The organism is Streptomyces sp. NBC_01439, assembly GCF_036227605.1.
GTDB lineage: Bacteria > Actinomycetota > Actinomycetes > Streptomycetales > Streptomycetaceae > Streptomyces.
In genome coordinates, this window is sequence record NZ_CP109487.1 from 9,506,985 (window position 1) to 9,531,671 (window position 24,687).

The window sequence follows — 24,687 nt, forward strand, 5'->3', positions numbered from 1 at the left end:
GCCCACGATGGACCGAGCGGGCCGCTGCCCGCACGTGAGAGGTCCGTCGGTCTGCCGCCGACGCGCCGCAGAGCCACACCACAGGGGCGGTCCGTGGACACCATCCGCGTCCGCGACCTGTTCGGTTGATCGCCCGTCGCCGGCACCCGCGGACAGGCCCGCCGGCCGGAGAGGCCGCGTCCGGTACCGCCGGGGGTGACGACCCGGGTGCGGAGGCGCCCGGGCGAGGGATCTCACCTCGCAGGTCCCGTGGGGTGACATACGTGCCCGCTGAGGGATACGACGCTGGAGGAGCTGTGAAGCCGACATTCGCGCTGGGTCGGATCGCGGGGGTTCGGATCGGTGTGCACTGGAGCATCCTGCTCATCTTCATGCTCATCGCACTCGGGCTGGCCGAAGGGCGGTTGCCGGATGCCTACCCGGGGCGTTCCGGGTGGATCTACTGGCTGGTGGGGTTGGTCACCGCAGCGGTGTTCTTCGCGTCTCTGCTCGCTCACGAACTGGCCCATGCCGTGGTGGCCCGGCGGAACAATGTGGACGTCGACGACATCGTGCTGTGGCTTCTGGGGGGTGTGGCCAGGCTCAGATCGGAAGCGTCGACGCCCGCCGCCGAGCTACGGATCGCCGGCGTCGGCCCGCTGGTGAGCCTGGGTCTGGGCGGGGGCTTCGCGCTCGTTGCGTGGCTGGTCGACGCTGCCGCGGGGCCCGGGCCGGTGAGTGAGGCGCTGGTATGGCTCGCGGTGATCAATCTCTTGCTGGCCCTGTTCAACTCGGTGCCGGCCGCTCCGCTGGACGGAGGCCGACTGCTGCGCGCCTTCCTGTGGTGGCGGACGGGTGACCGGGTGAGGGCTGCGGCAGGTGCGGCAGCGGCGGGGCGCGGGTTCGGCTGGTTCCTCCTCCTGGTCGGTCTGTTGTTGTTCGCCCGCGGTGACGTGGTCGGCGGGCTGTGGATCGTCATGATCGCCTGGTTCCTGATCGCTGCCGCGACCGCGGAGGGGCAGCAGGCGCAGTTGCGTGCGGTCCTGGCCGGTGTGCCGGTACGGGATGCCATGACGACCTCCCCGGGCACCGTTCCCGCCGGGTTGTCCATCGCGACGCTCCTGGGCGATCCCCGCTACCGCTACCACCACTCTGTCTTTCCCGTCATCGGTGACGACGGGCATTCCCCGGTGGGGCTGCTGACGCTCGGCGCGGCAGGGCGGGTCGCCGAGCGGCAACGCGGGTCGGTGACGGTCCAGGAGGTGATGGTCCCGCTCTCGGACGTCACCGTCGTCGGCCCGGACGCCCAGCTGGCCGAGTTGCTGGCTCGGATGCCGGCGGGAGGTGGGCAGCGGGCTCTCGTAGTGGACGAGAGCGGCAGCCTCGTCGGCATCGTCGCGTACTCGGACATCAGCCGTACCGTGTCCTGGCTGATGACCGCCAAAGGGCCCCCGCACTTCGGCGGTGTGCCGTGAGACGCGCGGCTCCCTCCTGCGGAGCGGCAGGAATCCGGGATTCGGCTCGCAGGGCCGAACGGCCCGGCCGGGAGGCCGGATGTCCTCGCACCGGCCGGGACGGACCGGGCGGGGGAACGCGCAGGCCTGCCGACGGGGCTCGCGGTGACGTACAGCACCACCCGGCTTTTCACCACCCCAGTCGTGGCACGAGACCGGGAGGGGCCCGGCAGGACCGGTTCGGGGACCGACCGGCCCACGTGCCGAGCCGCCGCGACGGGGCGGACCCGCCCTGCCGATGTCCGGGCGTGCGTGCCGTTCGCCGACTGTTCGTGCACTTGCCGTCGGCCTTCCCCTGACGGCCACGACGCGCTGCTCCGCCGGCGCCGGGAAGGGCGGCGCGGCGCGCGCCGGACGGCCACGGGCCTGAGAATGGAGGGATCCCCAGCTTGTTCCGGAGGTGCATGGCGTGGATGCCGTACAGGGACAGCGACAGCACACCTCGGCCGGGGGCCCCGATCTCTCGGGCAAGCCTGCTCGGCTCTTCGACCGGGAGGACGAATGGTCGGCGCTGCTCGCCTTTTCGAAGGATCCGCATGCCAGGACGGGTCTGGGTGCGGTCCTGGGCCGGCCCCGCCAAGGGAAGACGCTGTTGCTGGAATCGATGGCGCGGGCCACCGGCGGGTTCTATTTCGGTGGACAGGAGGCTACCGAAGCCGAGTCACTGCGCAGACTGGGTGCGGAGTACGCGCGCTACCGGCAGGTCTCGGAGCCCAGCCACTGGAGTGACTGGAAGGAGGCAGTGGACGCCTTGCTCGCGCTGGGTGATTCAAGTCCGCTGCCCGTCATCATCGACTCCTTTCCCGCCCTCGTCGCGGCGAGCCCGGCTCTGGCATCCGCTGTTCACGGGGCGGTCCGCCGCCTGGAGCGCTCGCCCCAGGAGAACCGTGCCCGCCTGATCCTCGCAGGCGATACGGGGCCGGTGATGAACCGGTTGTTCGCGCCCGCCGCCGCGCTGGCGGCCGCAGCCGCTCTCAAGGTCGACCTCCAGCCGTTCGACTTCCGCAAGGCGGCACGGCTGTGGGGCATCGACGACCCGGAGCTGGCCTTCCTCGTGTACGCCGTCGTCGGCGGAACCCCGGCCTACCGGCACGACTACGTGGGCGGCGACGCTCCCGCAGACCGGAACGACTTCGACGCCTGGGTCTGCCGGACCGTCCTGAATCCGTGCACGCCGCTGTTCCGTGAAGCCCGCCACCTCGTGGACGAGGAGACCGGACATCTCAGTCCCGGGGCTAGCCATTCCGTTCTGTCCGCCCTGGCCGCGGGATGCACGCGGCAGGGTGAGATCGCCTCTTTCCTCGGGCAGCAGCTCACCGATGCCTCTCAGGCGCTCACCGTCCTGCGGGAGCACGGACTGCTCCGGTCGGAACCGGACGGACTGCGGCCGGCCCTTGTGCGTCACCGGCCCGCTGACCAGCTCCTGGCATTCGAGCATGCGGTCGCCCGGCCGTGTCGGACTCTGCTTGAGCAGGGCGCCGCCGAAGCCGTGTGGGAAGACGCGCGCACCGATTTCCACTCCCGCGTAGCCGGACCCCAGTTCGCCCAGACGTGCCGGGACTGGGCAGTCCGCTTCGCCGCTCCCGACACCTTCGGCGCCGACCACGTGGCCGCCGCCCACGGCTCACTCGGTGCCGCTGCCCCGGCGACCGCGTTGCAGGCCGAGGTCGTGGTCCGCGAGCAGGACGGCCACAGGACCGGCGCCCTCCTGTCGGTGGGGCTCGCGCGATGGCAGACCGGCATGGACATCCACCACATGCAACGGTTGCGCAGCATCGTCGACACACTCGCATCCCGGGAAGAGGAGGATGTGAGCCGGGTGCGCCTGGCTCTCTACGGGGCATCGGGGTTCAGCCCGGAACTGCATGCGGCGCAGGCGCGCGACGAGGTCATGCTCATCGATCTTGAACGACTGTACCGGGGTGCCTAGACACGTCGTCACAGGCCGGGGGCGCCCCAGAGCGGGAACCAACGGCCCAGGTCCTCCTCGATGCGCAGGTCGTCCTTCACCGCGGCCTTGACCTGGAGTTCCAGCGGGTTGTCACGTTTCTGGCCGGGCAGCGGGGCGAAAGGGTAGAAGGCGCCCCGCTTGTAGAGGTAGACGAGGGCGAGCGGGCGCAGTTCTGCGTCGTGGAAGGTGACCAGGGAGCACAGGAGCTGCGGGCCGAAGCCGCCCTCCTCCAAGGCGGTGTTGACCGCGTGCAGGTCGTTGACCAGGGCGGGTAGCTCGGCAGGGTCACGGCGGGACAGCAGCCACGCGTACCCGTACTCATCCGTGCGGAACTCCACCGGAGGGCCCGCTCGTTCGGCGTCCGCGTCGAGGAGGGCGTGTACTTCCTGTCGGATTCGGGCGAAGGCGCCGCCCTCGATGGCGGCGAAGCACACCGAGCCCAGGCCGGTCGGAGTGAAGCCGATGGCGGCCTGGAGGGTGATGGCTGCCGACGGCAGGCCGAAGAGCTGGTCCAGGTCGGGCTTGACCAGCCTGCTGCGGCCGAACAGGGCATCCCAGAAGCCCACGGCGGATCAGCTCCTTCTCAGGGTGTCTGTTCGCCGGGTCCGCTCAGCTCGGCGGCGATCTCTTCGAGCGCGGCCAAGCGGCGTTCCAGGCTGGGGTGGGTGGAGAACAGGTTCGCCACTGCGGTGCCGGGACCGAGGGCGGGGGTGAAGAAGAACGCGTTGAACGCCTGGGCGGTGCGCAGGTCCCGCGTCGGGATCCGAGCGATGTCTCCGCTGACCTTGGTCAGCGCCGAGGCGAGGGCGGAAGGTTTCCCGGTGAGCATGGCGGCGGCCCGGTCGGCGGCCAGCTCGCGGTAGCGGGACAGGGCCCGGATGAGCAGGTAGCTGACCGCGTAGACGAGGGCGGAGACCGCCATCACGGACATGAAGACGACGGCGGTGTTCTGGTCGCGCTGGTCGCGTCCGCCGAACAGCTGGGAGTAGAACGCGAAGCGGACGACGAGCCCGGCGACCACGCCCAGGAACGAGGCGATGGTGATCACCGCGACATCGCGGTGCGCGACGTGCGAGAGCTCGTGTGCGAGGACGCCTTCGAGCTCCTCCGTTTCCAGGCGGCGCAGTAGTCCGGTGGTCACGCAGACCACGGCGTTCTCCGCGTTGCGGCCGGTGGCGAAGGCGTTGGGCAGGTCCATGTCGGAGACGGCCACCCGGGGCTTGGGCATGTCCGCGGTGGCGCAGAGCCGGTCGATGACACCGTGCAGCAGGGGCTGCTCCTCGGGCGTGACGAGGCGGCCGTGCATGGCGTACAGGGCGATCCGGTCGGAGTACCAGTACTGCGCGGCGAGCAGCCCCGCGGCGATGACGACCACCAGGACGACCGACTTGAGCAGGACGATCAGCGCGGCGATGAACGCCACGTACACCAGCCCGAGCAGGAACATGGTGACCACCATGCGGGCGGTCAGCTGCCGGTCGGGCTCGAAACGGCTGCGCATCGCCATCACCCCGGGATCAGGCCCTCGTCGGACAACAGCTCCCGTACCTGCCCGAGGCTGGTGCCCTCGTCGGGCAGCACCAGCTCGGACGGTGTGATCGTCTCGTCCGACAGCGGAGCGCCGAGGGTGCGTACCGCGTCCAGCAGCGCTGACAGGGCGGTGGTGAAGGCCGCGTCGTCCCCCACGTCGGCCGCCGCCTGAAGGGCGGAGTCCAGTTCGCCCAGCCGGGCCAGGTGCTCTTCGGCGATCTCGTACTGGCCCTCGCCCAGAATCCGCATGATCATGATTTCGCCTCCTGGTCCGACGGGCCCTTCGGGGAATTCGGGCTCTCGACTGCTGCCGGAGCGGGGGCCGCCGGGAGCTGGGCCTTCATCCGGGCCAGCTCGATCTCCACGTCCTGGCCCGCGGTCACACGCTCGAGCTCGGTCCGGATGTCGTCCCGCCCGGTCGACAAGGTGGCGTCCTCCAGGACGCCGGAAGCGATCAGTTCGTCCAGCGCACCCGCGCGCGCCTGGAGCTGTTCGGTCTTGTCCTGGGCGCGCTGCATGGCCAGGCCCACATCGCCCATTTCCTCGCCGATGCCGGTGACGGCCTCGGTGATGCTGGTCTGGGCCTCGGCGGCGGTGTAGGAGGCCTTGATCGTCTCTTTGCGGGTACGGAACGCGTCCACCTTCGCCGCCAGGCGCTGGGCCGCCAGGGTCAGCTTCTCCTCCTGGTCCTTCAGCGACGCCTGCCGGCCCTCCAGGTCGGTGATCTGCGCGGCCACGGCCGTGCACCGGGTGAGCGCCTCGCGGGCCAGGTCCTCACGCCCTGCGGCGAGCGCCTGCTCCGCCTGGCCCTGCAGCTTCTCCGCGGACTGACGCAACTGGCCGGCCTGCAGCTCGACCCGCTTGCGGCTGGTCGCCACATCGGCCACGCCGCGCCGGACCCGCTGGAGCATCTCCCGCTGCTGCTCGTAGGAGTAGTCCAGCACCTCGCGCGGGTCCTCGGCTTCGTCCAGTGCCTTGCTCGCCTTGACCCGGAACAAGCCGGCGATGCGTTGAGTGATGCTGGTCATGGCGACCGCCTTCCTCTCGACGCCGACGCCGTCCGCATACGACCGGCCTGGGTGTGCGCGCCGGGCACGTCGGTCACACGCCCTCGCCTCGGGTTACGACGCAGAGCGTGGCTCTTCCATTGTCCCGGTCCTCTCGAGGCACGGCAGCCTGATCGTGTCGGGGGTACCTCGCCGATGCGGGCCCGTGGTGCTCGCGGTGACGAGGGCGACATCACCATCACCCCGGCACCGGTAGCTGTCGTACGAGGCGGCGACCGACTTCGTCTTCCAGCAGGCCGAGCACGCTCGCAAGGGTTCCGGCGCTGTGGATCACGGTGCCTCCTCTCCGGACTTCGTCCCGCCGGCCGACCTCGCGGACACCGCTTCACGCCGCGCGCGCAGGCCGGCCGCCCAGTGCCGTCGCACCGCGTCCTCGTGCTCCGCTTGTTCCAGGGCCAGATCTGCCGCGGCCAGCTCCCGATGCATCCGGGGGATCCAATGCCGGCGCAGCACGCGCACCCGCAGCCGCGTCCGGTGGGTCTCCTCGGCGAGCAGGCGGGCGGCGGTGCGGGCCGCCGCGAACTCCGCGGCGGCCCGCACCGCCTCGCGGTAGGCGCCCTCGGCCACGACGAGGGCGGTGTTGCCCGGGGTGGGCTCGGCCGCGGCGCGCGCGGCGGGTGTCCAGGAGACACCGGACGGGTGGCGTACCCCCATCGTCGCGGTCCACTCCACTGTGGCCTCCGCCCGGTCCGCCACCACTGCTGATGCCAGCGCCTGTTCCCCGCCGAGCAGCAGTCCGCGCAGCAGCCACGTCTCCGCTTCTCCCAGGTGCTGCCGCCACCCACGGTCTGCCTCCTCCTCCGCCCGCCGCAGCTCCTGTTCATGGACCAGGAGGATGTGCAGTTTGCGCTCCAGCAGGTCGGCTCCGCGCAGCGCGGTGTCCAGGCTGCGCCGCAACCTGAGACGGCCCGCTCGCCCTGGCGGTACCCGGTGCTGCCCGGTCATGGGTGCGGCCCCCCGTCGTCGTGATGGGCGTCGTACAGAGCCGCGGGGATCATGGTGAGCCGGCTACGCGGCAAGGCGTGCAGCACCTCCCAGGCGCGGTCGAGGGCTTGGTCGAGCGGCCTGTGCTCGTCGGGCCGCTGGGCGAGGAACCTCGTCAGCCAGGCATGTTCGAGGTCCAGGTACCGCAGGTCCGCCGGGCTCAGCGCGGGCCGCCCGATCAGATCGGCCAGCTCCCGCACCTGCCGGGCCCGCGCGAGGGCGGCGACGAGTTGCGCGGCCACGTCCAGATGGTCCTCCCGGGTCCGGCCCGGTCCGGCCCCCTTCCGCATGAGCCGCGACAGCGAGCCGAGCGCGTCCAGGGGCGGATAGACACCGAGGGCGTGGGCCTCGCCGGACAGTACGATCTGGCCCTCCGTGATGTACCCGGTGAGATCCGGCACGGGATGGGTGATGTCCCCGGCCGGCATGGTGAGCAGCGGCAGCACGGTGACCGACCCCGGCCGGCCCCGGATCCTTCCGCAGCGTTCGTACAGCGAAGCGAGATCGCTGTAGAGGTAGCCGGGATACGCCCGCCGCGCCGGGATCTCGCCGCGGGCGGCGGACACCTCGCGCAGCGCCTCCGCGTAGGCCGTCATGTCGGTCATCACCACCAGGACGTGCCGGGCTTCGTCGAAGGCGAGGTGTTCCGCGATCGTGAGCGCCAGCCGCGGAGTGAGCAGCCGTTCGATCACCGGTTCGTCGGCGGTGTTGAGCAGCAGGACCAGTTCCCCGGAGGCGGAGCGCTCCGCCAGACCCTCACGGACGAAAGAGGCGTCGGGGTGGGTGAGTCCCATCCCGGCGAACACCACGCTGAACGCCTCGCCCGCGCAACTGGACTGTGCCGCGATCTGGACGGCCAGTTCGAGGTGCGGCAGCCCCGCGGCCGAGAAGACCGGCAGCTTCTGGCCCCGTACCAGGGTGGTGAGCACGTCGATGGCGCCCACCCCGGTCAGCACCGGCTCGGAAGGTGGTTCCCTGCGCACCGGGTTGATCGGCGTCCCGCCGACCGCCGCGTAGGTGGCGCCCAGGACCGGGGGACCACCGTCGGCCGGCTCACCACGGCCGTTGCAGATCCTGCCCAGCCAGCCGGTACCGACCGGAATGCGCAGCGGCGTTCCCGCGAAGGCGATGCGGGTGCCGGACGGATCCATGCCGGCCGTGTCCTCCAGGACCTGCACCACGGCGAGGTCGTGGTCCACTTCCAGCACCAGCCCGTGCCGCCGCTCGCCGGAGCCGAGGGTGATCCGGACGAACTCGTCCCACCCGACGCCGCTCACGCCGCCGACGACGAGGAGCGGGCCGCGCACCTCGCGGACGTCCGTGTACTCCACCTCGTACCCGGCCGTCACAGCGCCTCCCCGAGCCGTGCCAGAACCGTGTCCCGGGCGGCTTCCACCGCCGTCGTGTCCTCGGGGCCGGCTTCCTCACGGGCGCGCAGCAGCGGCGTGAAATCGACGGCTTCGACGGCGTCCGCCCGTGCACCCGAGTCGGCCAGTTCGCCGCAGCGTGCGACCACCGTCAGGACGGCTTCGGCCAGGGCGGCCGTCTTCGCGGGCGAGCAGTAGGAGTCCAGCGGCGACAGCGCATTCTGCTGCAGGACGCCCTCGCGCAGCAGGCGGCCGGCGAGCACGCTGACGCGCTCCTGCGGGGGCAGCGCGGCGACGCCGACCAGCTCGACCAGGTCGGCCAGCCGGTCCGCCTCGGTCAGGAGGGCGGCCACCCGGGTACGCCGCTGCGGCCAGTCCCGGTCGCCGGCCCTCTCGCGGGCAGCGGCGAGTGCGGCGACATCCCGGGAGAAGGAAGCGGACCACGAGAGCGCCGGATAGTGGCGGGCGTAGGCGAGGTCGCGGTCGAGGGACCACAGACACCGGACGAAGCGCTCCGTATGTGCGGTGACCGGTTCGGTGACATCACCGCCGGGCGGGGACACGGCGCCGATCACCGTGACCGATCCCGTGCGGCCGCCGAGGGTGCGTACAGCGGCGGCCCGCTCGTAGAAGGCGGCCAACTCGGAGGCGAGACGGGCGGGGTAGCCCTCCTCGGCCGGCAATTCGCCCATCCGGGAGGCGAATTCCCGCAGGGCCTCCGCCCACCGGGACGTCGAGTCGGCGATCAGCACCACGTCGAGGCCCATGTCCCGGAAGTACTCGGCGACCGTGGCGGCGGTGTGGATGCTCGCCTCGCGGGCCATCATCGGCATGTTGGAGGTGTTGGCGATGACCACCGTACGGTCGTGCAGCCGCCCGCCGGTGCGCGGATCCTCCAGCTCGGACAGCTCCGCGATCACATCGGCCATCTCGTTGCCGCGCTCCCCGCAGCCGACGTAGACGATCACATCGGCGTCGCACCATTTGGCGATCTGCTGAAGGAGCACGGTCTTGCCCGTGCCGAAGCTGCCGGGCACGGCGACGGTGCTGCCCAGCGCCATGGGGAACAGCAGGTCGATCGCCCGCTGCCCGGTGGTCAGCGGTTCCACCGCGCCGAGCCGCTCGCGCACCGGCCGAGGCTTGCGCACCGGCCACCGGGCGGACATCCGGATCTCCTTGCCCGCGACGACCGCCACGACCGTGCCCTCGTCGTACGAGCCCGCCGGGGCGATCCGCGTCACCGGACCGGAGCAGCCGGGTGGTACCAGCACGCCCAACGGGACCGGCAGGCCGATCTCGCCGAGTACTTCGCCCTCAGCGGCCTGCCCGCCCTCGGGCACGGACGGCGTGAACGACCAGGTGCGCTCCTCCGGCATGCCCGTGTGCCCCGCCGTCAGCCGGTCGCCGGCGTGCGCCAACGGCCTGAGCAGACCGTCGAAGACCCCGCCGAGAAGCCCGGGCCCCAGCCGCACCGAGAGCGGCCCGCCCTGCGGACGTGCCGGGCCGCCCGGGGCCAGACCACCCGTGTACTCGTAGGCCTGGGCGGTGACCACGTCCCCTCTGATGGACACGACCTCCGCGGGGACGGCGGCCTCCCCGAGCAGCACGACGTCGTGCATGGCCGTGCCGCCGGTGTAGGTCAGTTCGACGAGCGGTCCGGCGACGCGCAGGATCCGCGGCGCTTCCACGGCGTCGTGCGGCGCCTTCACGGCGCCCACAGGGTCTCCGCCTCCGGGCCCGCGCGCTCCAGCGCACGCTCGGCCAGGGAGGTCAGGGTGAGATCGACCCGGCGGCCCGGGGCCTCGGCCAGCACTCCGCCGTCCGCGACGGCCGTGACCGACGCTCCGGGTCCGAGCAGGTCTCGTGCCCGCGCCTCCAGGCGGGCCCGCAGTGCCGCGTGGTCGGTGGGGGCGTGCAGGACGCCGTCGATGACACGCCGGCGGAGGTCCTCGTACACCTCTTTCCGGGCCTGGAGTTCGAGTGCGTACGCGCGCCGGCGGGCCCGTACGACTTCGCCTGCCGCGAAGGCGGCACCGTCCGCCCGGCCCTGGCGGCGGGCCCGCTCCAGGGTCGCCGCGGCCTTGTCGCTGCCGGACGCGAGGGTACGACGGGCGTCCTCGGCAGCCTCGGCGAGCAGGGAGTCGGCCGCCTCGTGTGCCACACGCAGGAGCTCGGCCCGTGCCGGTTCCAGCGTGTCGGCCCACTCCGTGCCCGTGGCGGTCATGAAGGCATCACCGCCACCAGCGGCTCGGTGCTGTCGATCCCGGGCCCCAGCGCTGCCGCCGCGGCGGGAGTGACGATGACCAGCGCGACGTCCCCGGAGAGCTCCCTCCAGGCCCTGCGGATGTCCTCCGGCCGTTCAGCCGGATGTACGTCCACCCCGGCGAGGGCAAGGCCGGCCACTTTGACCTGTTCGCCGATGGCGGCCACCGTACCCATGGTCAGGCCTGTCCGATCAGCAGGATCGCGACCACCAGGCCGTACACCGCGATGCCCTCGGCCAGCCCGACGATAACGATGGCCCGGCCGAAGAGTTCGGGCCGCTCACCCAGCGCGGCGAGCGCGGCCGCCCCGGTGTAGGCGACGGCGAGGGCCGACCCGATCGACGCACCGGCCACCGCGATGGCGGCCGAGTACAGCGCGGCCGAGTTCGGCCCGGCCGGCTCGCCGCTCTGCTGTACGGGAGCACCCTGCGCGGCGCCGTTGAGCCCGGTGACCAGCAGCGCGACGGCGCCTGCCAGGAGCAGCAGGTTCGAGGCGAGCAGCCATCGCACGGCTGATTTCGGCCGCCGCCGGGCCAGCAGACGAACGGCCCAGAGAGCGAATGCCAGCAGGGGAAGGACGATCAGCCATGCGATCACGAGGTCACCTCCGCGTCGGCGGCCGTGCGAACGTGCCAGGGACGGAACGGTCGCCCCTCGGTCTCGAAAACCCGTGAGAAGATCTCGTAGAACTCCAGCCGCAGTGCCTGTACCGCGGCGACCAGGGCCTCCAGCGCGACGGCAGCGGCGGTTCCTGCCACGAACACCACGACCGCGGCGAGCAGGTACCCCGGACCGCGGTCCGCGAGCCCCGCGGTGCCCCGCCACACCAGGTCCGCCAGCGCGGCATGGGTGAGACCGAACGCGGCGAGCCGGGCGAACGACAGGGTGTTCGTCCCGGTCCGCACCACGACGTCGAAGAGCCGGACGCCGGTCTCGGCCGCCCCGGCCGCCCCGCCGGCCGTGCCCTGGAACAGCCCCACGCCCGCCAGCGCCAGCCCGGCAGCCGCGAGCACGGCCCCGGCGACGACAACCGGGCAGTGGTGCAGATACAGCCCCCAGCAGCCCAGGCCGAGGCCGAGCAACAGCGCGAGCCCCGCGGAGCCCGAGGCCGCGTACAGGGCGCGGCCCGGTCCGTCCTCACGCCAGCGGTTGACGGTACCCGCGGCCAGGGCGAGCGTCAGCAGCACCGCGCCGATGCCGATCGAGACAGCCAGCAGCCGCTCCGGCTCGTCCAGCGGGTTCAGCCACAGGACGGGCAGCAGCCCGGTGGGGCCGAAGAATTCGCCGTAGGCGAAGCCCGCCAGCATTCCGGCTGCCCCCGCCCCGGCGAGGAAGGGCCACAGCCGCCGCCATCGCGCGAGTTTCCGCGGGCGGCCGAGCCGCAGCGTCAGCGCGGCGAGCAGCAGCAGTCCACCGTGCCCGACATCGCCGAACATCAGGCCGAACATCGCGACGTAGACGATTCCGGCCGGCCAGGAAGGGTCGAAGTCCTTGTACGGCACCGTGCCGAACGTCGTCACGAGCGGAGTGAACCCGCCGGCCGGCCGCTGCGCGCCACGCAGGAGGGTGGGTGGATCGACGCCCCTCGGCGCACCCAGGGGTACCAGCGCGCCGCCGATGGGAGCCAGCCGCTGTCCGAGCCGCGACACCTCCGCCGCCGGACACCATCCGGCCAGCGCGGCGACCTCCCCGCGTCGCACCGCGCTGTACAGCCGCTCCTCCAGCTGTGCCTCGCCCGCCAGCAACTCCACCCGGCCTTCGCGTTCCAGCGCATCGAGGTCGGGCGCCGCGGCCGCCAGCACGGGCTCCCTCCCCGGTGTCCGTATCCGCTGAAGCCGTCTGCCCGCCGGGCCGGGCCCCATTTCTTCGAGGCGTTCCAGCTCGACGCAGCCCGCGTCGGCGACCCGTACCAGGGTCTCCCGCAGAGCCGCGTACGGCGCGACGACCGCCACCCGTCGCATACGCACCGGTGTGAGGGCCTCAGACGATGGCATCGAGCACCTCCAGCGACCCTCCGCCGCGTGCTGCCAGCTCCAGCCCGGCCCGTACGCGCCAGGCATCCGCGGACAGTACGGCCACAGCCCCCACCACGGGGGCGGGGCCGTGACGCGGGATGCGCAGCAGGCCGGCACCGTCGTCCGCCAGCACCTGCCACCAGCGTGCCTCCGCCTGCCACAGCTCGTGCGGGTCGGCGATGCCGTCCACGGCCCAGCGTGCGGTCGCCGGCAGACGACGCCGGAAGTCACCGAAGTCAGTCGCGTCCACGGCCCGGGAGCCCAGCAGCCGTACCGCGTGCGTCCGCGCCGGTCCGGGGAGCGGGCGCCCGCACACGTAGTGCTCGCGCGCCGTCAGCAGGGCCGCCCGGCCGACGGCCCAGCGCCGCGCGGGCCCCACGGTCCTGCAGACCTGGTCGGCGGCCGCCATCCGCAGGGTGGTGAGCACTGCCCGGGGGGTGTCCGCGCCAGGGTCGCCCCAGGGCGAGGAGGCGAGGGCCGAGCGGAGTTCCGCCGGGGTCCCGGCGTGTTGGAGACGACGCCATGCCGTGCCCAGCGTGCCGAGCCGGTAGGGCGCCGGCTCCGGCGCCCCGGAGAACGAGCGCAGGCGGGCCTCGACGTTCGCGATCTCGAACCCGGCTGCCAGCGGCCGGAGCAGATCCGCTCCCGAGCGCGGCAGCCAGCCGGCCAGCACTCTCAGCTGCCACAGCAGGGTCGCGGACACCGCCCGCTGAACATCGGCGAGCTCCGACTCGGCATGCAGGCGTCTGCCGTACGGCGTCGTGGCCAGGGATCGCAGCGCCTCGCCCAGTGTGGCGCACGCCGCCGGCTCCCGGCCGGCGTAGGCACCGGCGCACAGGGAGACCAGAGCCCTCGCCCGGATCACTCCCGCGACCCACCCGGCGCCCACCGGGCCCTCCCCACATCGGACAGTTCACTGAAGGCGTCGTCGACCACGCGGTCGGCCAGAACGGGCAGCCGGGCATCCGCCCTGCGGCGCAACGCTTCGGCGGCGTGTACCCCGGAGGCCATGATCTGCGCCGCTTCCGCCCGCGCTGCCCGTCGAGCGGGCGCCTCGGCCAGCTCCCGCGCCTGCCGTGCCCCGGCCTCGGCCGCAGCCACGATCTCCGCCGCCCGGACCGCGGCCCGGTGACGGATGCCCTCGGCCTCCCGGACCGCCTCGGCGCGGATCTCCGCCGCCTCCGCCTGAACTTCCGCAAGCCCGGCCAGCAGCGGATCCAGCTCGGCTGAGAGTTCCGCCTCACGGTCGGCGGGGACGCCCGTATCGGCCGGGCCCGGGGTGCCCCAGGGGCGGAATCGTGCCAGGAAGTCCCAGAACCTCACCACGAGAGCCCTCCTGCCGTCGGGTGTTCTCTCCAGTCTCGCCACCCACGGGCGACCTGTCTCTTCGGGACGAGCCGCCCGCCCGCCCCCTACGAATTGCCGGGGAGGTGTGCGCGGTGAATGCGGGGCCTCGTTCGGCATGGCGAGGACGGGCCGGGCACGGGGTCGGGCTTCCCATTCGCCGACTCGCCTTCGGCCTCAGGCGCAGGTGGCTGCGTTGGCATCTCCCGGTGTGTTGCGATCTCGCCGTCGAATCGCCGCATCGCGGGCAGGGTCAAACGCCTCGGTGCTGGGGGTGAGCATCGCTGCGGCGGCTGCGGCCACCCCCAGCGCGGAGGCGCCGACGGGATCCTCTCCGGCGACTCGGCGGACGGGTGCGAACGCTGGTTCGACCAAATGCGCTACGGACAGTACGTGGACGACATTGCTGTGAACGGCCGGGGGGCAGGCACCCCAGGCCCTCGACCTCCTCCAGGAGGCCGTACTCGCCACCGACGCCCTCATACCTGAATGACCAAGGCGTGGGCCGCGTGCGCCATGGTGATACTCGGCTTCGGTGGTCCGCCGCGCGTTTCCACCGCCTCGGTCCACAGCGGCTGACAGCCGTGCACCGCACGATCAGGACCCACGAGAACGGGTCGGGCCGTTTCCGTCGACCGGTGCGTGCGGGCCGATTTCGTCCCGGGGGCCAGGAGGCTCCTCAAGGACGCTCCAGGCGACCGGGCCGAGCAGATCCGCCACCCTCCGGAAGACGTCCATCAGCAGATCGTCCACTGTCAGCATGCCCACGACACGTTGTCCGTCGAGGACGGGAAGGCGCCGGACGCTGCTGTTGCGGAACGTCTCGTAGGCGGTGTGGATGTCGCTGGCAAGGGCGACGGTCACAACCGGGGTGGTCATGATCTTCCTTACCGGTTCGTCGAGATCGAGCCCCGCGGCCACCGCGCGCACCGCGATGTCACGATCGGTGACGATGCCGTGAAGTCCTTCACCCTCCGTCACAACCAGACAGCCGACGCCATAGACGTCCATGCGGCGGGCCGCCTCGCCGATGGTCGTCGTGGCGTTGACGGACACTGCGGGCGCGGACATGGATGCGGACACGCTCATTGTCCGGCTCCTTCCCACTGGCTCCGTATCGTTCATCCTAGGTCGGGTTACAGGACCCCGGCGAGGGCCGAGCGGGCCTCCACGGTGGGACCGAATGGCCCTGTACTCCTCACTTCCAAGGCTGCCGATCGACGTTGCTCGTCAAGCGTCGGAGTCGCACCGGTGATGCTGCTCGGTTCTCGGGCGGTCCGACCGAGGGGGATCGATGAGGGCGATCTTCTGGGAACGTGTGGAGCGGCGGAACTGTCCGACCATCACCGGCCGACGCTTCCGGGGCCTTGGGCGAGCCGGCCGGGAAAGCGTCGAGGTCGTGCACGTCGCTCGGTGCCCGGTCCCGCTTGGGACCGCGCCGCCCGCCCACGCCCCGCGGCGGCCAGGGGCACGTCAACGCCATTGCCCGTCGTGGCGCGGCCACCGACCCCGTCAGACGGCTGTCAGGGAGCCGGGGAGCTGGGCCAGTACGTCTTCGGCATGGGTGACGACGGGCATGCCGGCCGCGCCGGTCGCCGGCGGTGTCTTGTGGAAGCCGTGGTAGGTCATCGTCCCGCCGGACAGGAACGCCGTCTCCCAGCCGCCCTGGCGCAGCACGCAGTAGGCGGTGTAGCTGCGGAAGCCGGAGCGACAGTACATGTAGACACGGCGGTCGCGGGGGATCTCGGACAGCCGCTCGCGCAGCTCGGTGTACGGGATGAGGACGAAAAACTCGGCCTGGGTACGGGTGTCGAGGATCAGGGCCCGTTCGGCGCACTCGGGGAACTCCTCCGGGTACCAGAGGTGGATGTCGCCGCGCAGCAGGTTCGCGACGAGGAAGCCGACCATGTTGACCGGGTCCTTCGCCGATCTGTAGGAGAGTTCGAGGTGTTCGAGGTCGTAGACGCTCATCCCGGCGCGCTGCGCGACCGCGAGGACGTCGATGCGTTTGTCGACTCCGTCCCGGCCCAGCACCTGCGCGCCGAGCAGCCTGCCTTCGGCGGGGTCGAAGAGGACCTTCATGAACAGTGCTGCGGTGCCGGGGTAGTAGGCGGCGTGGCCGCTGGGGTGGGCGTACACCTTGCGGTAAGGGATAACGGACCGGCCCCAGTGGCAGCGTCGCGGGTCCTCCAGGAGCCCGCCTCCCCGGTCGCGGGTGCATCGTCCTCGAACCGGAACGCTCCTGCGGCCTTCACCCGGGCAGCTCGCGCGGCCTCCGCGGGGGGTACCCCCTGCCCGGTCAGATGGCACATCTCCTCCAGACGGGCGATGTTCTCCGGGAGCCAGCGCCGATGCTTGCCCGCGACGCGGACAGCGGGCCCGATCGCATAACGCCGCTCCCACGAACGCAGCGTCCCGCTGCCACTCCGAGACGCTGCGCCACGGCTCCCGTACTCATGCCGACCACAGGCGGTGTCAGGGGCTGCTCTTCGACTTTCACGGGTTCAGCTGCCAGATGGACGCGTTGAGGACGGTTGCGAAGGCCACCCACAACAGGTAGGGGACGAGCAGGAGCGCAGCGGTCCGGCTCAGCCGCCGGAACAGGACAACCGTGGTGGCGAGCGCGGCCAGCAGCAGGACGATGTCCAGAAGGGCGAGCCCGAACTGCCGGGCCGCGAAGAACAGCGGGGTCCAGGCCAGATTGAGGGTGAGCTGCACCGACCACCACATGTGGGCCCGGCGCACGCGCAGACGATCCGGTTGGCGCCCGACCAGCCAGGCCGCAACCGCCATCATCCCGTACAGCACGGTCCAGACGGGCCCGAACAGCCAGGCCGGCGGGGCCCAGCCGGGCCGGACCAGCGCCGCATAGACCTCACCCGCATCGGCGGAGGCAAGTGCTCCCAGTGCCGCGACGCCGTAACTCACGGCGAGGAAGCCCGCGAGGGCCCACCACTGCCTCGATCCGTGCGGGCGGGCCGGGGCAGGCATCGGTGCTGGTGTCGCGGAGTGTGCCACGGCTGTCTCCCGGTGTACTCGATGACTTCCGACGTGCAGCGAGACCTGCGTCCGCCGCGGGCCGGCAGCTCTTCCGCGCGGACACAGCTTCGTTGCTGCCTGCCTCCTCTTCTCCTGCCGCGCCGCTGCCGGATGCGCCAGCCGGGACCGTCCGACAGCGGTGCGGTCGGGCATCACCACCCCCGTGTACCCGGCGGGCCTTTGAAAGGCCCGTTGATCTCGGAAGTGATCCAGCCCCCGTAGAAGTCTCCCGGCTGCGCGACCACCTCCTCGTCCCCGACTCGGCAGTGATCCACTCGGGACGGGTAGAAGGCAAGGAACCCGGCGATGGCGGCGAATCCGGGGGAGGGGTTCTCGTAGCTCCGCCGCCAGACGAGGTCGTACCTTCTCCTCAACCGTCCGGCGCCGACCCCCCGACCATCCGACCGCACCTCGCACCGTTCGTGCACCTTGAATCCCTCCCCGCGAGATCAGAGCTTCGCGTGGTTGGCAACGGAAGCCGTCCTGTGCCACGGCTGCCCCGCCGGCTCACCCGCCATCTTCTCGACCTCGGGTCAGGCCATCAGGGCGGTCAGTTGCTGAGCGGCTCGTCGGGGGCCGTGCAGGCGTACGTGCCGCCGCAGTTCTTCGACGCCGCGCCCGGGGGCGTCCAGAAGTGCGGAGACCGCCTGGCCTGCTCTCTCGGGGTCCAGCCGGTGCGGGTCGAGGCACAGGCCCGCTCCGGACCTTTCGGCGTCGTGGGCGACGGAGAACTGATCGCTGGAGAAGGGCAGCACGAGGGCGGGCACACCGGCCGCCAGGCATTCGGTGAAGGAGTTGTTGCCTCCGTGGTGGACCATGGCGTCCACCTGCCGGAGCAGTGCCTGCTGCGGTACGGTCGCGGCCAACGCGACCCGGGGGCCTGCCAGACCCGCCAGTGCCTCGGCCTGGTCCCCGGCTGCGACGATCACCGAAGTGTCGGGGCGCTCGGCGAGAATGCCGCGTGTCACCGACTCCAGCACGTCCCGCCGGGCCGAGAGGAACGTCCCCAGTGCGACCAGCACCAGACGCCGGCCGGCCTGGCGCAGGCGGCTCACTTCGGAGTTCCAGAAGGGGCCCGGGTCGAGTGTGCCGGTGGGGGTGAGGTGTCCGGTGAATACGTAGTCCGGGCCTTCGGGGCGTGGGGGCAGCCAGTTCAACCGGGGATAGTTCAGCACGACGGCGTGTGGAGAGCACAGAGTGAACGCCCGGCTCGGTACGGGTCGGTGTGGCGCGTGGCGGGCGATGAACTGTCTCGCTCGTCGACCGTCTGTGGCGGAAAGCCAAGCAGAGCGCAGGCATCACAAGGAAGATCACCCCGCACTGGCTGCGCCACTTCTTCGCCTCGGCGGGACTGTCCAAGGGCGTACCGGTGACGGACATGGCCGAGTGGCTCGGGCACCGGGATCCACGCATCACCCACGAGACGTACGCGCACGTGATGCCGGACGCCCCGGGACGGCTGAGGGCCCTGATGGATTCGGTCTTCACACGCGAGACCGAGCTGAGCCTGCCGCTCGAGTTCGAGGCCGTGGTCCAAGCGGCCTGACGCCCGGTGGCGCCATCGCGATGCGCCGATCCGATCCGCCCATGAATGACCGAGTTCAACGCTGCGTAGTCAGCACCGAACCAGCACGGGAGAGGTTGCCAGGGGTGCTGACAAGGGCTTTCGGGTCAGCACCGAACCAGCACGGGAGCCACCACGGAGGGTGCAAAACGGGCTGATCCACGCGTTTGTGGCAGGCGTCGACCGGGGGTTCCGGAATCCTTCGAGGTGTCCAAGGCGGCGATGTGGTGGTTGGGGACACAAGGTGGCGCCTGAATGTGATGTCCCGCCACATACGCTGCCGACCTGCGGGCTTCTACGGTATGGCCACACCAAACGTCCCCGCAGACCCCGGAAGTGGTGCACATGACCTCCCCCGCAACAACCGCACCATCGTCAACCGGAATCCGCCGAGTCGTCGCAGCGAGCCTGATCGGCACCACCATCGAGTGGTACGACTTCTTCCTCTACGGATCCGCCGCGGCCCTCGTTTTCAACCAGCTCTTCTTCCCCACCACCGACCCCATGGTGGGTACCCTCCTCGCGTTCCTCACCTACGCGATCGGCTTTGGCGCGCGTCCCCTGGGCGGAGTCGTCTTCGGGCACTACGGCGACAAGATCGGCCGTAAGAAGCTGCTGGTCCTCAGTCTGTTGTTGATGGGCGGCGCCACCTTCGCGATGGGCCTGCTGCCCACCCACGCCTCCATCGGCGTCGGCGCTCCGATCCTCCTCACGCTCCTCCGTCTGATCCAGGGCTTCGCGCTTGGCGGAGAATGGGGCGGCGCGGTCCTGATCGTCTCCGAGCACGGCGACGACAAGAACCGCGGCTTCTGGGCCTCCTGGCCGCAGGCCGGCGCACCGGGCGGCAACCTGCTCGCCACGGGAGTCCTCGCCCTGTTGGCCGCCTTCCAGTCGGACGAGGCATTCCTCGCCTGGGGCTGGCGCATCCCCTTCCTGCTCTCCGGGCTGCTCGTCGTCATCGGCCTGTGGATCCGCGTGTCGGTCTCCGAATCCCCGGTCTTCCTCGAAGCCCGGGCCAAGGCCGAAGCCCAGGCCGCCGTGGGCGTCAAGGAGAAGGCGCCGGTTGCCGAGGTCTTCCGCACGAACTGGCGCGGAGTGCTCACCGCCATCGGCACCCGGCTCGGTGAGAACATCGCCTACTACATTCTCACCGCCTTCCTCCTCGTGTACGTCACCACTCACCTCGGACTCTCCAAGAGCATCGCCCTGAACGCCGTGCTGATCGGCTCCGCGGTCCACTTCGTCACCATCCCGGCCTGGGGGGCCCTTTCCGACCGGATCGGCCGTCGATCGGTCACCCTGATCGGAGCGCTCGGCATGGCCGGTTGGGCGTTCGCCTTCTTCGCCCTGCTGGACACCAAGTCCGCCGGCGTGATCACTCTCGCGGTCACCATCGGTCTGCTCCTGCACGGCGCGATGTACGGGCCGCAGGCCGCCTTCATCTCCGAGATGTTCGACACCAAGGTCCGTTACTCCGGCGCCGCCATGGGCTCCCAGCTCGCCTCGATCATCGGAGGTGCCCTCGCCCCGATCATCGCGGTGGCGCTGCTCCATGACTACGGCTCCGCTATGCCGGTGTCGCTCTACCTGGGCGCGGCGGTCCTGATCACCGCGGTCACCGTGGTGATCGCCAAGGAGACGAGCGGCCGTAGCCTGGCCCAAGAGGACAACCCGGCCGGTACGCTCCCCGCTCAGGAGCGCGTCAGCGGGGACCCGATCCAGACCATCGGCTGACACCCCACGACTTCCGACCCGCTGCCCGCCCCACCGCCGCCGCCCCACCACCGTCCTGCCGATGGCGCGGTACGGCGGGCAGCTCCACCCGGGCACGCGATCACCGGCCCGCCCGCCGCGTCACCCCATTCAGCACCACGGAGACGATCGCCCGATGCCTCATTCCACCGAACCGCAGGGAACCGGGCCCGCCTGGACCTCCTTGCGAGGCCTTCTCGACCTGCTGGACCGCGGTGCTCCGGCCGAGGACATCCGCGCACTGGCCGCCGGCGCCCGCGCCGCGAACCTGCCGGCCGGGGAGCACGCCGCGATCGAGGACGCCGTGAACGTGGCCCTCCGTGTCCGCCGGACCCTCGGTCAACACCGGCGACGGGAGGCCGAACTGGCCGCCCTGTTCGACACCGCCGGCGACCTGGCCGCGCTGCGCGACCTCGACGCGGTCCTGCGCGCCATCGTGCACCGCGCCAAACTCCTGCTCGGCACCGACGTCACTTACCTCTCGCTCAACGACGAGCAGGCCGGCGACACCTACATACGGGTGACCGACGGCTCGGTCTCGGCCGCCTTCCAACGGGTCCGTCTGGGTCTGGGCGAGGGCCTGGGCGGGCTGGTTGCCGAATGCGCCCGCCCCTACACCACCAACGACTACCAGGACGACCAGCAGTTCGTGCACACGACCGCCATCGACAGCGCTGTGCTCGACGAGGGGCTACGGGCCATCCTCGGCGTACCGCTACGCCTGGGCGCGGAAGTCATCGGCGTGCTGTACGCCGCGGACCGCACGCCACGTACCTTCACCCCCGACGAAGTGGCGCTGCTCTCCTCACTGGCCGACCACGCGGCCATCGCCATCGACAGCGCTCGCATGCTGGAGGAGACTCGCAACGCGCTCGACGAACTCAACACGGCCTCCCGGACCATCGAGGCCCACCACCAGGCGATGCGCCGGGCCGAAGAGGCCCACGACCGGCTCACCGACCTGGTACTGCGCGGCGGGGACCTGGCCGAGGTGGCCGCCGCGATCGGGACGGTGCTGCGCGGCGGAACGGTCATCCACGACGCCGAGGGCTCCGAACTCGCCCGCGCCGGAGCCGACCCCCAGCACACCGACACGGACGCGGTCGTTGCGTCCCGGGCGGACGGCCGGGCAGTCCCGCACGACGGCGTGTGGGTGTGCGCGGTCCTGGCGGGCCCTGAACTCCTCGGCAGCATCTCCCTCACCGGCCGGGCCGATCTGGAGGAGGCCGACCGCAGACTGTTCGAACGCGCGGCCGTGGTCACCGCGCTCCTGCTGATGCTGCGCCGCTCAGTGGCGGAGACCGAGGACCGGGTACGGGGCGAACTCCTGGGCGACCTCCTCACTCCGGGCGTCAGCGGCCCGACCTTGACGGCCAGGGCCCGCCGGCTTGGAGTCGACCTCGGCCGCCCCCACAGCGTGCTCGTCCTCCAGGGGGACCAGGCGTCCCGGCAGCAACTGCTCGCGGCTACGGCCCGAACCGCAGCCGCGCACAGCGGACTGGCCGGACTCCACCAGGATCACGTGGTCCTCATGTGTCCCGGTGACGGGCCGAGCACGTTCGCCAAGAGCCTGGCCCAACAGCTCAGCCAGTCCCTGGCCACCCCGATCACGGTCGGAGCTGCAGGCCCGGCCGCCGGGCCGCAGGAGCTCTCCGCCGCCCACGACGAGGCCGCGCGGTGCCTCGTCGCGCTGCGCGCGCTGGGCCACCAGGGGCAAGGGGCAGCCCTGACGGACCTCGGCTTCGTCGGGGTCCTGCTCGGCGACCGGACCGACCTGACCGGATACGTGGACCACATCCTCGGCCCGGTCCTGGCCTACGACGCCCGCCGCGGCACCGAACTGCTGCACACCCTGCGCGTCTACTTTGCCGCGGGCATGAGCCAGGCGAGGGCCTCCGAAGCACTCCACCTCCACGTCAACACAGTGGTCCAGCGCCTCGACCGGATCGGCCGGCTGCTCGGCCGGGACTGGCAGGACCCAGCTCGTTCCCTGGAGATCCAGCTCGCCCTGCGCGTCCACGAGGTGTCACCCGCCGGCGAGGGCTGATCGGTGCCGGCCGGTAGCCGATGCCAGGTCGCGAACACCCACGAGCACGGGATGGATCGCGGAGGTCTGCCGCATCCATGTCCGCCACCGCCGCGCACTACGGTCACGGTAGTCCCCGTTCGTCTTCCCCCTCCCCCCATCCCCCGCACAGCACTGGAGGCTCTCCATGAGTCCCGAACCCCGTCCGGCAGGCAGCCGAGCGCGCCGCCGCGTCCGTTCTCGCCCTTGCCGTCGTCCTGCTCCTCTCAGGGGAGCCATGCCGAAGTCGCCCCGGTCGCCGCCACGACCGGGGAACTGGAGTCCCGTTCCGCCGACCAGGTCTTCAGCGACGGGATCTCCCTCGGGCGGCGATCGCCCCGCGCCCGGGGCCCCTCGTACCGTGTGGAGTGCATCTGCGATCGCCCTCCGGGGGCATCACAGTGGGCAGCCGGTAGACCGTTGCGATGGGTCTTCGTTCACCAGCCGACGATGCGGACGACGAAGAAGGCGGCCACCATCACCGCCCCGAAGGCGATGAGGCCCAGAAAGGCCCAGGGATGCTCCCACAGCCCTCCGTCCGGACGCTCCTGGTGAGCAGAGGCTATCGAGCCCTCCACCTCCGGTGTCTCTTCCGGCGGTACCTTCGGTATGGACATGATTCCTCCCGTGGCTGTCAGTTCAGTTGGGTCGAGCGGACGGTGTCGCCGATCCCACCCGCTGTGGAGCGGCCGAGATCCGAGGTGTCGAGGGATCCTCAAGGCGCCCGAGAAGATCGTCGACAAGCGCGTGCACCTCGAGGGCGGGGTCGGCGCCCTGCTGAAGGGGTGGCGGGCTGCCCACTATGGCGCGAGAAGCGAAGCTGGTATCCAGATGCCGAAGCCGAGCGTCCACTACGGCGACGCGCCGCTTGCGAACCTCTCGTGCCAGGACGCCGAGCCAGCATGCCAAGGCCGACTTCGAAGCCGCGACAGGAAGCCGCCATCACGGACCGCGGATACGGCACCTCTCAGGACGGCCATCGGGCACAGGGCATTGACGGTCATCAGATGCTCGGCGGCGGCGTTCGGAACCTCGGCGGCCGGCCCGAAGCCCGCGACCCCGACGGTCACGAGGACACCGTCGAGGCGGCCGAGCGCGGACAGCGCCCAAGGACCCGCTTCGGCGCAGGCATCGAGGTCGTAGGCGTCCAGCACGTGGGTGGGGCAGCCCGTCAGTGCGGCCAGCTCCGAAAGGCCCCGCTCATTTCGCCCGGCGAGCGCGAGGCGGGCGCCACGGCCGAGCAGCTCCCATGCCGCCAGGCGGCCCACCTCTCCGGTCGCGCCGACCAGCAACAGCCGTGCCTCGGACTCACAAGTGATCATCTTGGCGCTCCAGGAGTCGAATGGGCCCTGAGTGTGAGGCGTCGATCCGAGGACGGGAGACCGCTGCCTCTCCGCAGGTCGTGACACAGGGCCATCAGGAAGCTGAAGACGCACGGGCAACTCGTGGCGTCGGAGCATGAGCCCTCCAAGCGGAGGTCAAGGTCCAGCTCCGAGGTAATCAGCTTGACCACCACCGGCCTACACGACAACTTGCAGTGTTTGTGCATCGAATTGCCCGCTTCGCGAAGCCGTGTGGGGATTGCGGCGACCCGGTTCCCCGCGTGCCCGGGGTTCGAGGAGCCAGGTGACGGCGGGGTGGTCCAGTCGCGGGCCGAGCGCGCACTCGAGGCTGGGGTGGAACTGGGCGAGCAGGCCGCATATTCGGTTGCTGGCGCGGGTGGCCTTGGCGGCGAGGCCCTGGTCGAAGCCGGGTCAGCACCGTGATCTCGGCGGTGATCTCGTCGGTCAGCTCCAGCGAGCGCAGGGACGTGCGGCATGGTGCGGGCGGCGTCCGCGATGACCGGGCGTCCTTCGCATTGGTTTGCGCCTCGCCCGGATAGAGATCGGCGATCCGCCGCATCGCTAGTCCGGGCAGGTAGGCGACTTCGCAGCCCGCGTTCCGGGCGACGGGCAACGGCAGAGCTCTGACCGATGCGGGCGGTCCACGATCACCAGCACGGTGGCGAACTTGGCCTTGAGCTTGACGAAGACGGCCCGCAGTTCCGGATTGCTGTTGGGCATCGGCTTGTCGAAGACCTTCTTGTCGCTGGGGTAAATGCTCCGGTGCGGGGGTTGCGTTGAGTCCGTTCGTGTCCGAGGCCCTTCTGGGCGCGTCGAAATCCCTTGGGCTGCTGCTGACCACAGCGGGCGGGCGGGTCTACTGAATGCGTTGTTGGATTCCCCGGCGGGTGGGCGGGAGTGCGGGCGGGG

At 71.3% G+C, this 24,687-nt stretch carries 26 protein-coding genes; 5 read left to right on the forward strand and 21 right to left on the reverse strand.

What is annotated here, in order from left to right:
- Positions 1-296 precede the first annotated feature (296 nt).
- Complete coding sequence (locus tag OG207_RS43530; RefSeq protein ID WP_329107264.1) at positions 297-1,454, forward strand: site-2 protease family protein; 1,158 nt, start codon at positions 297-299, stop codon at positions 1,452-1,454.
- 448 nt (positions 1,455-1,902) lie between these two features.
- Complete coding sequence (locus OG207_RS43535; protein WP_329107266.1) at positions 1,903-3,423, forward strand: AAA family ATPase; 1,521 nt, start codon at positions 1,903-1,905, stop codon at positions 3,421-3,423.
- Between the two features lie 8 nt (positions 3,424-3,431).
- Here the strand turns inward: OG207_RS43535 and pspAB are convergent, their stop codons facing one another.
- The 18 genes from pspAB to OG207_RS43625 all read right to left on the reverse strand — a co-directional run bounded on the left by pspAB (position 3,432) and on the right by OG207_RS43625 (position 18,229).
- Positions 3,432-4,010: a PspA-associated protein PspAB gene (gene pspAB / locus OG207_RS43540; protein WP_329107268.1), complete on the reverse strand. Its 579-nt coding sequence runs from the start codon at positions 4,008-4,010 to the stop codon at positions 3,432-3,434.
- Positions 4,011-4,027: 17 nt separating this feature from the next.
- Positions 4,028-4,945: a zinc metalloprotease HtpX gene (gene htpX / locus OG207_RS43545; protein ID WP_329107270.1), complete on the reverse strand. Its 918-nt coding sequence runs from the start codon at positions 4,943-4,945 to the stop codon at positions 4,028-4,030.
- 5 nt (positions 4,946-4,950) lie between these two features.
- Positions 4,951-5,229: a PspA-associated protein PspAA gene (gene pspAA / locus OG207_RS43550; RefSeq protein WP_329107272.1), complete on the reverse strand. Its 279-nt coding sequence runs from the start codon at positions 5,227-5,229 to the stop codon at positions 4,951-4,953.
- Complete coding sequence (locus OG207_RS43555; protein WP_329107275.1) at positions 5,226-6,002, reverse strand: PspA/IM30 family protein; 777 nt, start codon at positions 6,000-6,002, stop codon at positions 5,226-5,228. Before OG207_RS43555 ends, pspAA begins: the two co-directional genes overlap by 4 nt.
- Positions 6,003-6,311: 309 nt before the next feature.
- On the reverse strand, positions 6,312-6,986 hold the full coding sequence (locus OG207_RS43560; RefSeq protein WP_329107277.1) for a V-type ATP synthase subunit D: 675 nt from the start codon (positions 6,984-6,986) through the stop codon (positions 6,312-6,314).
- Entirely contained in the window at positions 6,983-8,374 is a 1,392-nt protein-coding gene (locus OG207_RS43565) for a V-type ATP synthase subunit B (RefSeq protein WP_329107279.1), read from the reverse strand. Before OG207_RS43565 ends, OG207_RS43560 begins: the two co-directional genes overlap by 4 nt.
- Positions 8,371-10,110 carry a V-type ATP synthase subunit A gene (locus tag OG207_RS43570; protein ID WP_329107280.1) on the reverse strand — a complete coding sequence of 580 codons (1,740 nt, stop codon included), beginning with the start codon at positions 10,108-10,110 and terminating at the stop codon, positions 8,371-8,373. Before OG207_RS43570 ends, OG207_RS43565 begins: the two co-directional genes overlap by 4 nt.
- Positions 10,098-10,616, reverse strand: a complete 519-nt coding sequence (locus tag OG207_RS43575) for a hypothetical protein (protein WP_329107282.1) — start codon at positions 10,614-10,616, stop codon at positions 10,098-10,100. Before OG207_RS43575 ends, OG207_RS43570 begins: the two co-directional genes overlap by 13 nt.
- Positions 10,613-10,831: a V-type ATP synthase subunit F gene (locus tag OG207_RS43580; RefSeq protein ID WP_329107284.1), complete on the reverse strand. Its 219-nt coding sequence runs from the start codon at positions 10,829-10,831 to the stop codon at positions 10,613-10,615. The genes OG207_RS43575 and OG207_RS43580 overlap by 4 nt, the downstream gene beginning before the upstream one ends.
- A gap of 2 nt (positions 10,832-10,833) precedes the next feature.
- Positions 10,834-11,253 carry an ATP synthase subunit C gene (locus tag OG207_RS43585; RefSeq protein ID WP_329107286.1) on the reverse strand — a complete coding sequence of 140 codons (420 nt, stop codon included), beginning with the start codon at positions 11,251-11,253 and terminating at the stop codon, positions 10,834-10,836.
- Positions 11,250-12,650 (reverse strand): V-type ATPase 116kDa subunit family protein, encoded by a 1,401-nt coding sequence (locus tag OG207_RS43590; protein WP_329107288.1) that lies wholly within the window; start codon positions 12,648-12,650, stop codon positions 11,250-11,252. Before OG207_RS43590 ends, OG207_RS43585 begins: the two co-directional genes overlap by 4 nt.
- Positions 12,637-13,560, reverse strand: coding sequence for a hypothetical protein (locus tag OG207_RS43595; protein ID WP_329107290.1), 924 nt, complete (start codon positions 13,558-13,560; stop codon positions 12,637-12,639). The genes OG207_RS43590 and OG207_RS43595 overlap by 14 nt, the downstream gene beginning before the upstream one ends.
- A complete protein-coding gene (locus OG207_RS43600; protein ID WP_329107292.1) occupies positions 13,533-13,997 on the reverse strand; it encodes a hypothetical protein in 465 nt (154 codons plus the stop codon). Before OG207_RS43600 ends, OG207_RS43595 begins: the two co-directional genes overlap by 28 nt.
- Before the next feature lie 615 nt (positions 13,998-14,612).
- Positions 14,613-15,104 carry a CBS domain-containing protein gene (locus OG207_RS43605; RefSeq protein ID WP_329107295.1) on the reverse strand — a complete coding sequence of 164 codons (492 nt, stop codon included), beginning with the start codon at positions 15,102-15,104 and terminating at the stop codon, positions 14,613-14,615.
- 423 nt (positions 15,105-15,527) lie between these two features.
- Positions 15,528-16,154 carry a hypothetical protein gene (locus OG207_RS43610; protein ID WP_329107297.1) on the reverse strand — a complete coding sequence of 209 codons (627 nt, stop codon included), beginning with the start codon at positions 16,152-16,154 and terminating at the stop codon, positions 15,528-15,530.
- Positions 16,094-16,426: a MerR family transcriptional regulator gene (locus OG207_RS44230; protein ID WP_402697587.1), complete on the reverse strand. Its 333-nt coding sequence runs from the start codon at positions 16,424-16,426 to the stop codon at positions 16,094-16,096. Before OG207_RS44230 ends, OG207_RS43610 begins: the two co-directional genes overlap by 61 nt.
- A gap of 85 nt (positions 16,427-16,511) precedes the next feature.
- Positions 16,512-17,006 (reverse strand): TspO/MBR family protein, encoded by a 495-nt coding sequence (locus OG207_RS43620; RefSeq protein WP_329107299.1) that lies wholly within the window; start codon positions 17,004-17,006, stop codon positions 16,512-16,514.
- Positions 17,007-17,587: 581 nt separating this feature from the next.
- Positions 17,588-18,229: a glycosyltransferase gene (locus OG207_RS43625; RefSeq protein ID WP_329107300.1), complete on the reverse strand. Its 642-nt coding sequence runs from the start codon at positions 18,227-18,229 to the stop codon at positions 17,588-17,590.
- Positions 18,230-18,321: 92 nt separating this feature from the next.
- Between OG207_RS43625 and OG207_RS43630 the strand changes: the two genes are divergently transcribed.
- The 3 genes from OG207_RS43630 to OG207_RS43640 all read left to right on the forward strand — a co-directional run bounded on the left by OG207_RS43630 (position 18,322) and on the right by OG207_RS43640 (position 22,417).
- Entirely contained in the window at positions 18,322-18,600 is a 279-nt protein-coding gene (locus tag OG207_RS43630; protein ID WP_329108296.1) for a tyrosine-type recombinase/integrase, read from the forward strand.
- Between the two features lie 363 nt (positions 18,601-18,963).
- The gene (locus OG207_RS43635; protein ID WP_329107302.1) at positions 18,964-20,352 is read left to right on the forward strand and encodes an MFS transporter; all 1,389 of its coding nucleotides are present in this window, start codon (positions 18,964-18,966) and stop codon (positions 20,350-20,352) included.
- Positions 20,353-20,506: 154 nt separating this feature from the next.
- Entirely contained in the window at positions 20,507-22,417 is a 1,911-nt protein-coding gene (locus tag OG207_RS43640; protein WP_329107304.1) for a helix-turn-helix domain-containing protein, read from the forward strand.
- Between the two features lie 455 nt (positions 22,418-22,872).
- Here the strand turns inward: OG207_RS43640 and OG207_RS43645 are convergent, their stop codons facing one another.
- The 3 genes from OG207_RS43645 to OG207_RS43655 form a co-directional block, all read right to left on the reverse strand.
- Positions 22,873-23,052: a DUF6480 family protein gene (locus tag OG207_RS43645; protein WP_329107306.1), complete on the reverse strand. Its 180-nt coding sequence runs from the start codon at positions 23,050-23,052 to the stop codon at positions 22,873-22,875.
- Between the two features lie 234 nt (positions 23,053-23,286).
- Positions 23,287-23,757 carry an SDR family oxidoreductase gene (locus OG207_RS43650; protein WP_329107308.1) on the reverse strand — a complete coding sequence of 157 codons (471 nt, stop codon included), beginning with the start codon at positions 23,755-23,757 and terminating at the stop codon, positions 23,287-23,289.
- Positions 23,758-23,935: 178 nt separating this feature from the next.
- The gene (locus OG207_RS43655) at positions 23,936-24,619 is read right to left on the reverse strand and encodes an IS110 family transposase (protein WP_443072852.1); all 684 of its coding nucleotides are present in this window, start codon (positions 24,617-24,619) and stop codon (positions 23,936-23,938) included.
- Between the last annotated feature and the right edge of the window lie 68 nt (positions 24,620-24,687).

What these genes read in the sequence shown, in the direction of transcription:
- OG207_RS43555 (WP_329107275.1), bottom strand. Translation starts at nt 6,002, where the DNA reads ATGACCAGCATCACTCAACGCATCGCCGGCTTGTTCCGGGTCAAGGCG.
- OG207_RS43605 (WP_329107295.1), bottom strand. Translation starts at nt 15,104, where the DNA reads ATGAGCGTGTCCGCATCCATGTCCGCGCCCGCAGTGTCCGTCAACGCC.
- OG207_RS43590 (WP_329107288.1), bottom strand. Translation starts at nt 12,650, where the DNA reads ATGCCATCGTCTGAGGCCCTCACACCGGTGCGTATGCGACGGGTGGCG.
- OG207_RS43645 (WP_329107306.1), bottom strand. Translation starts at nt 23,052, where the DNA reads ATGTCCATACCGAAGGTACCGCCGGAAGAGACACCGGAGGTGGAGGGC.
- OG207_RS43580 (WP_329107284.1), bottom strand. Translation starts at nt 10,831, where the DNA reads ATGGGTACGGTGGCCGCCATCGGCGAACAGGTCAAAGTGGCCGGCCTT.
- htpX (WP_329107270.1), bottom strand. Translation starts at nt 4,945, where the DNA reads ATGCGCAGCCGTTTCGAGCCCGACCGGCAGCTGACCGCCCGCATGGTG.
- OG207_RS43650 (WP_329107308.1), bottom strand. Translation starts at nt 23,757, where the DNA reads ATGATCACTTGTGAGTCCGAGGCACGGCTGTTGCTGGTCGGCGCGACC.
- OG207_RS43620 (WP_329107299.1), bottom strand. Translation starts at nt 17,006, where the DNA reads ATGCCTGCCCCGGCCCGCCCGCACGGATCGAGGCAGTGGTGGGCCCTC.
- pspAA (WP_329107272.1), bottom strand. Translation starts at nt 5,229, where the DNA reads ATGATCATGCGGATTCTGGGCGAGGGCCAGTACGAGATCGCCGAAGAG.
- OG207_RS43560 (WP_329107277.1), bottom strand. Translation starts at nt 6,986, where the DNA reads ATGACCGGGCAGCACCGGGTACCGCCAGGGCGAGCGGGCCGTCTCAGG.
- OG207_RS43635 (WP_329107302.1), top strand. Translation starts at nt 18,964, where the DNA reads ATGACCTCCCCCGCAACAACCGCACCATCGTCAACCGGAATCCGCCGA.
- OG207_RS43640 (WP_329107304.1), top strand. Translation starts at nt 20,507, where the DNA reads ATGCCTCATTCCACCGAACCGCAGGGAACCGGGCCCGCCTGGACCTCC.
- OG207_RS43575 (WP_329107282.1), bottom strand. Translation starts at nt 10,616, where the DNA reads ATGACCGCCACGGGCACGGAGTGGGCCGACACGCTGGAACCGGCACGG.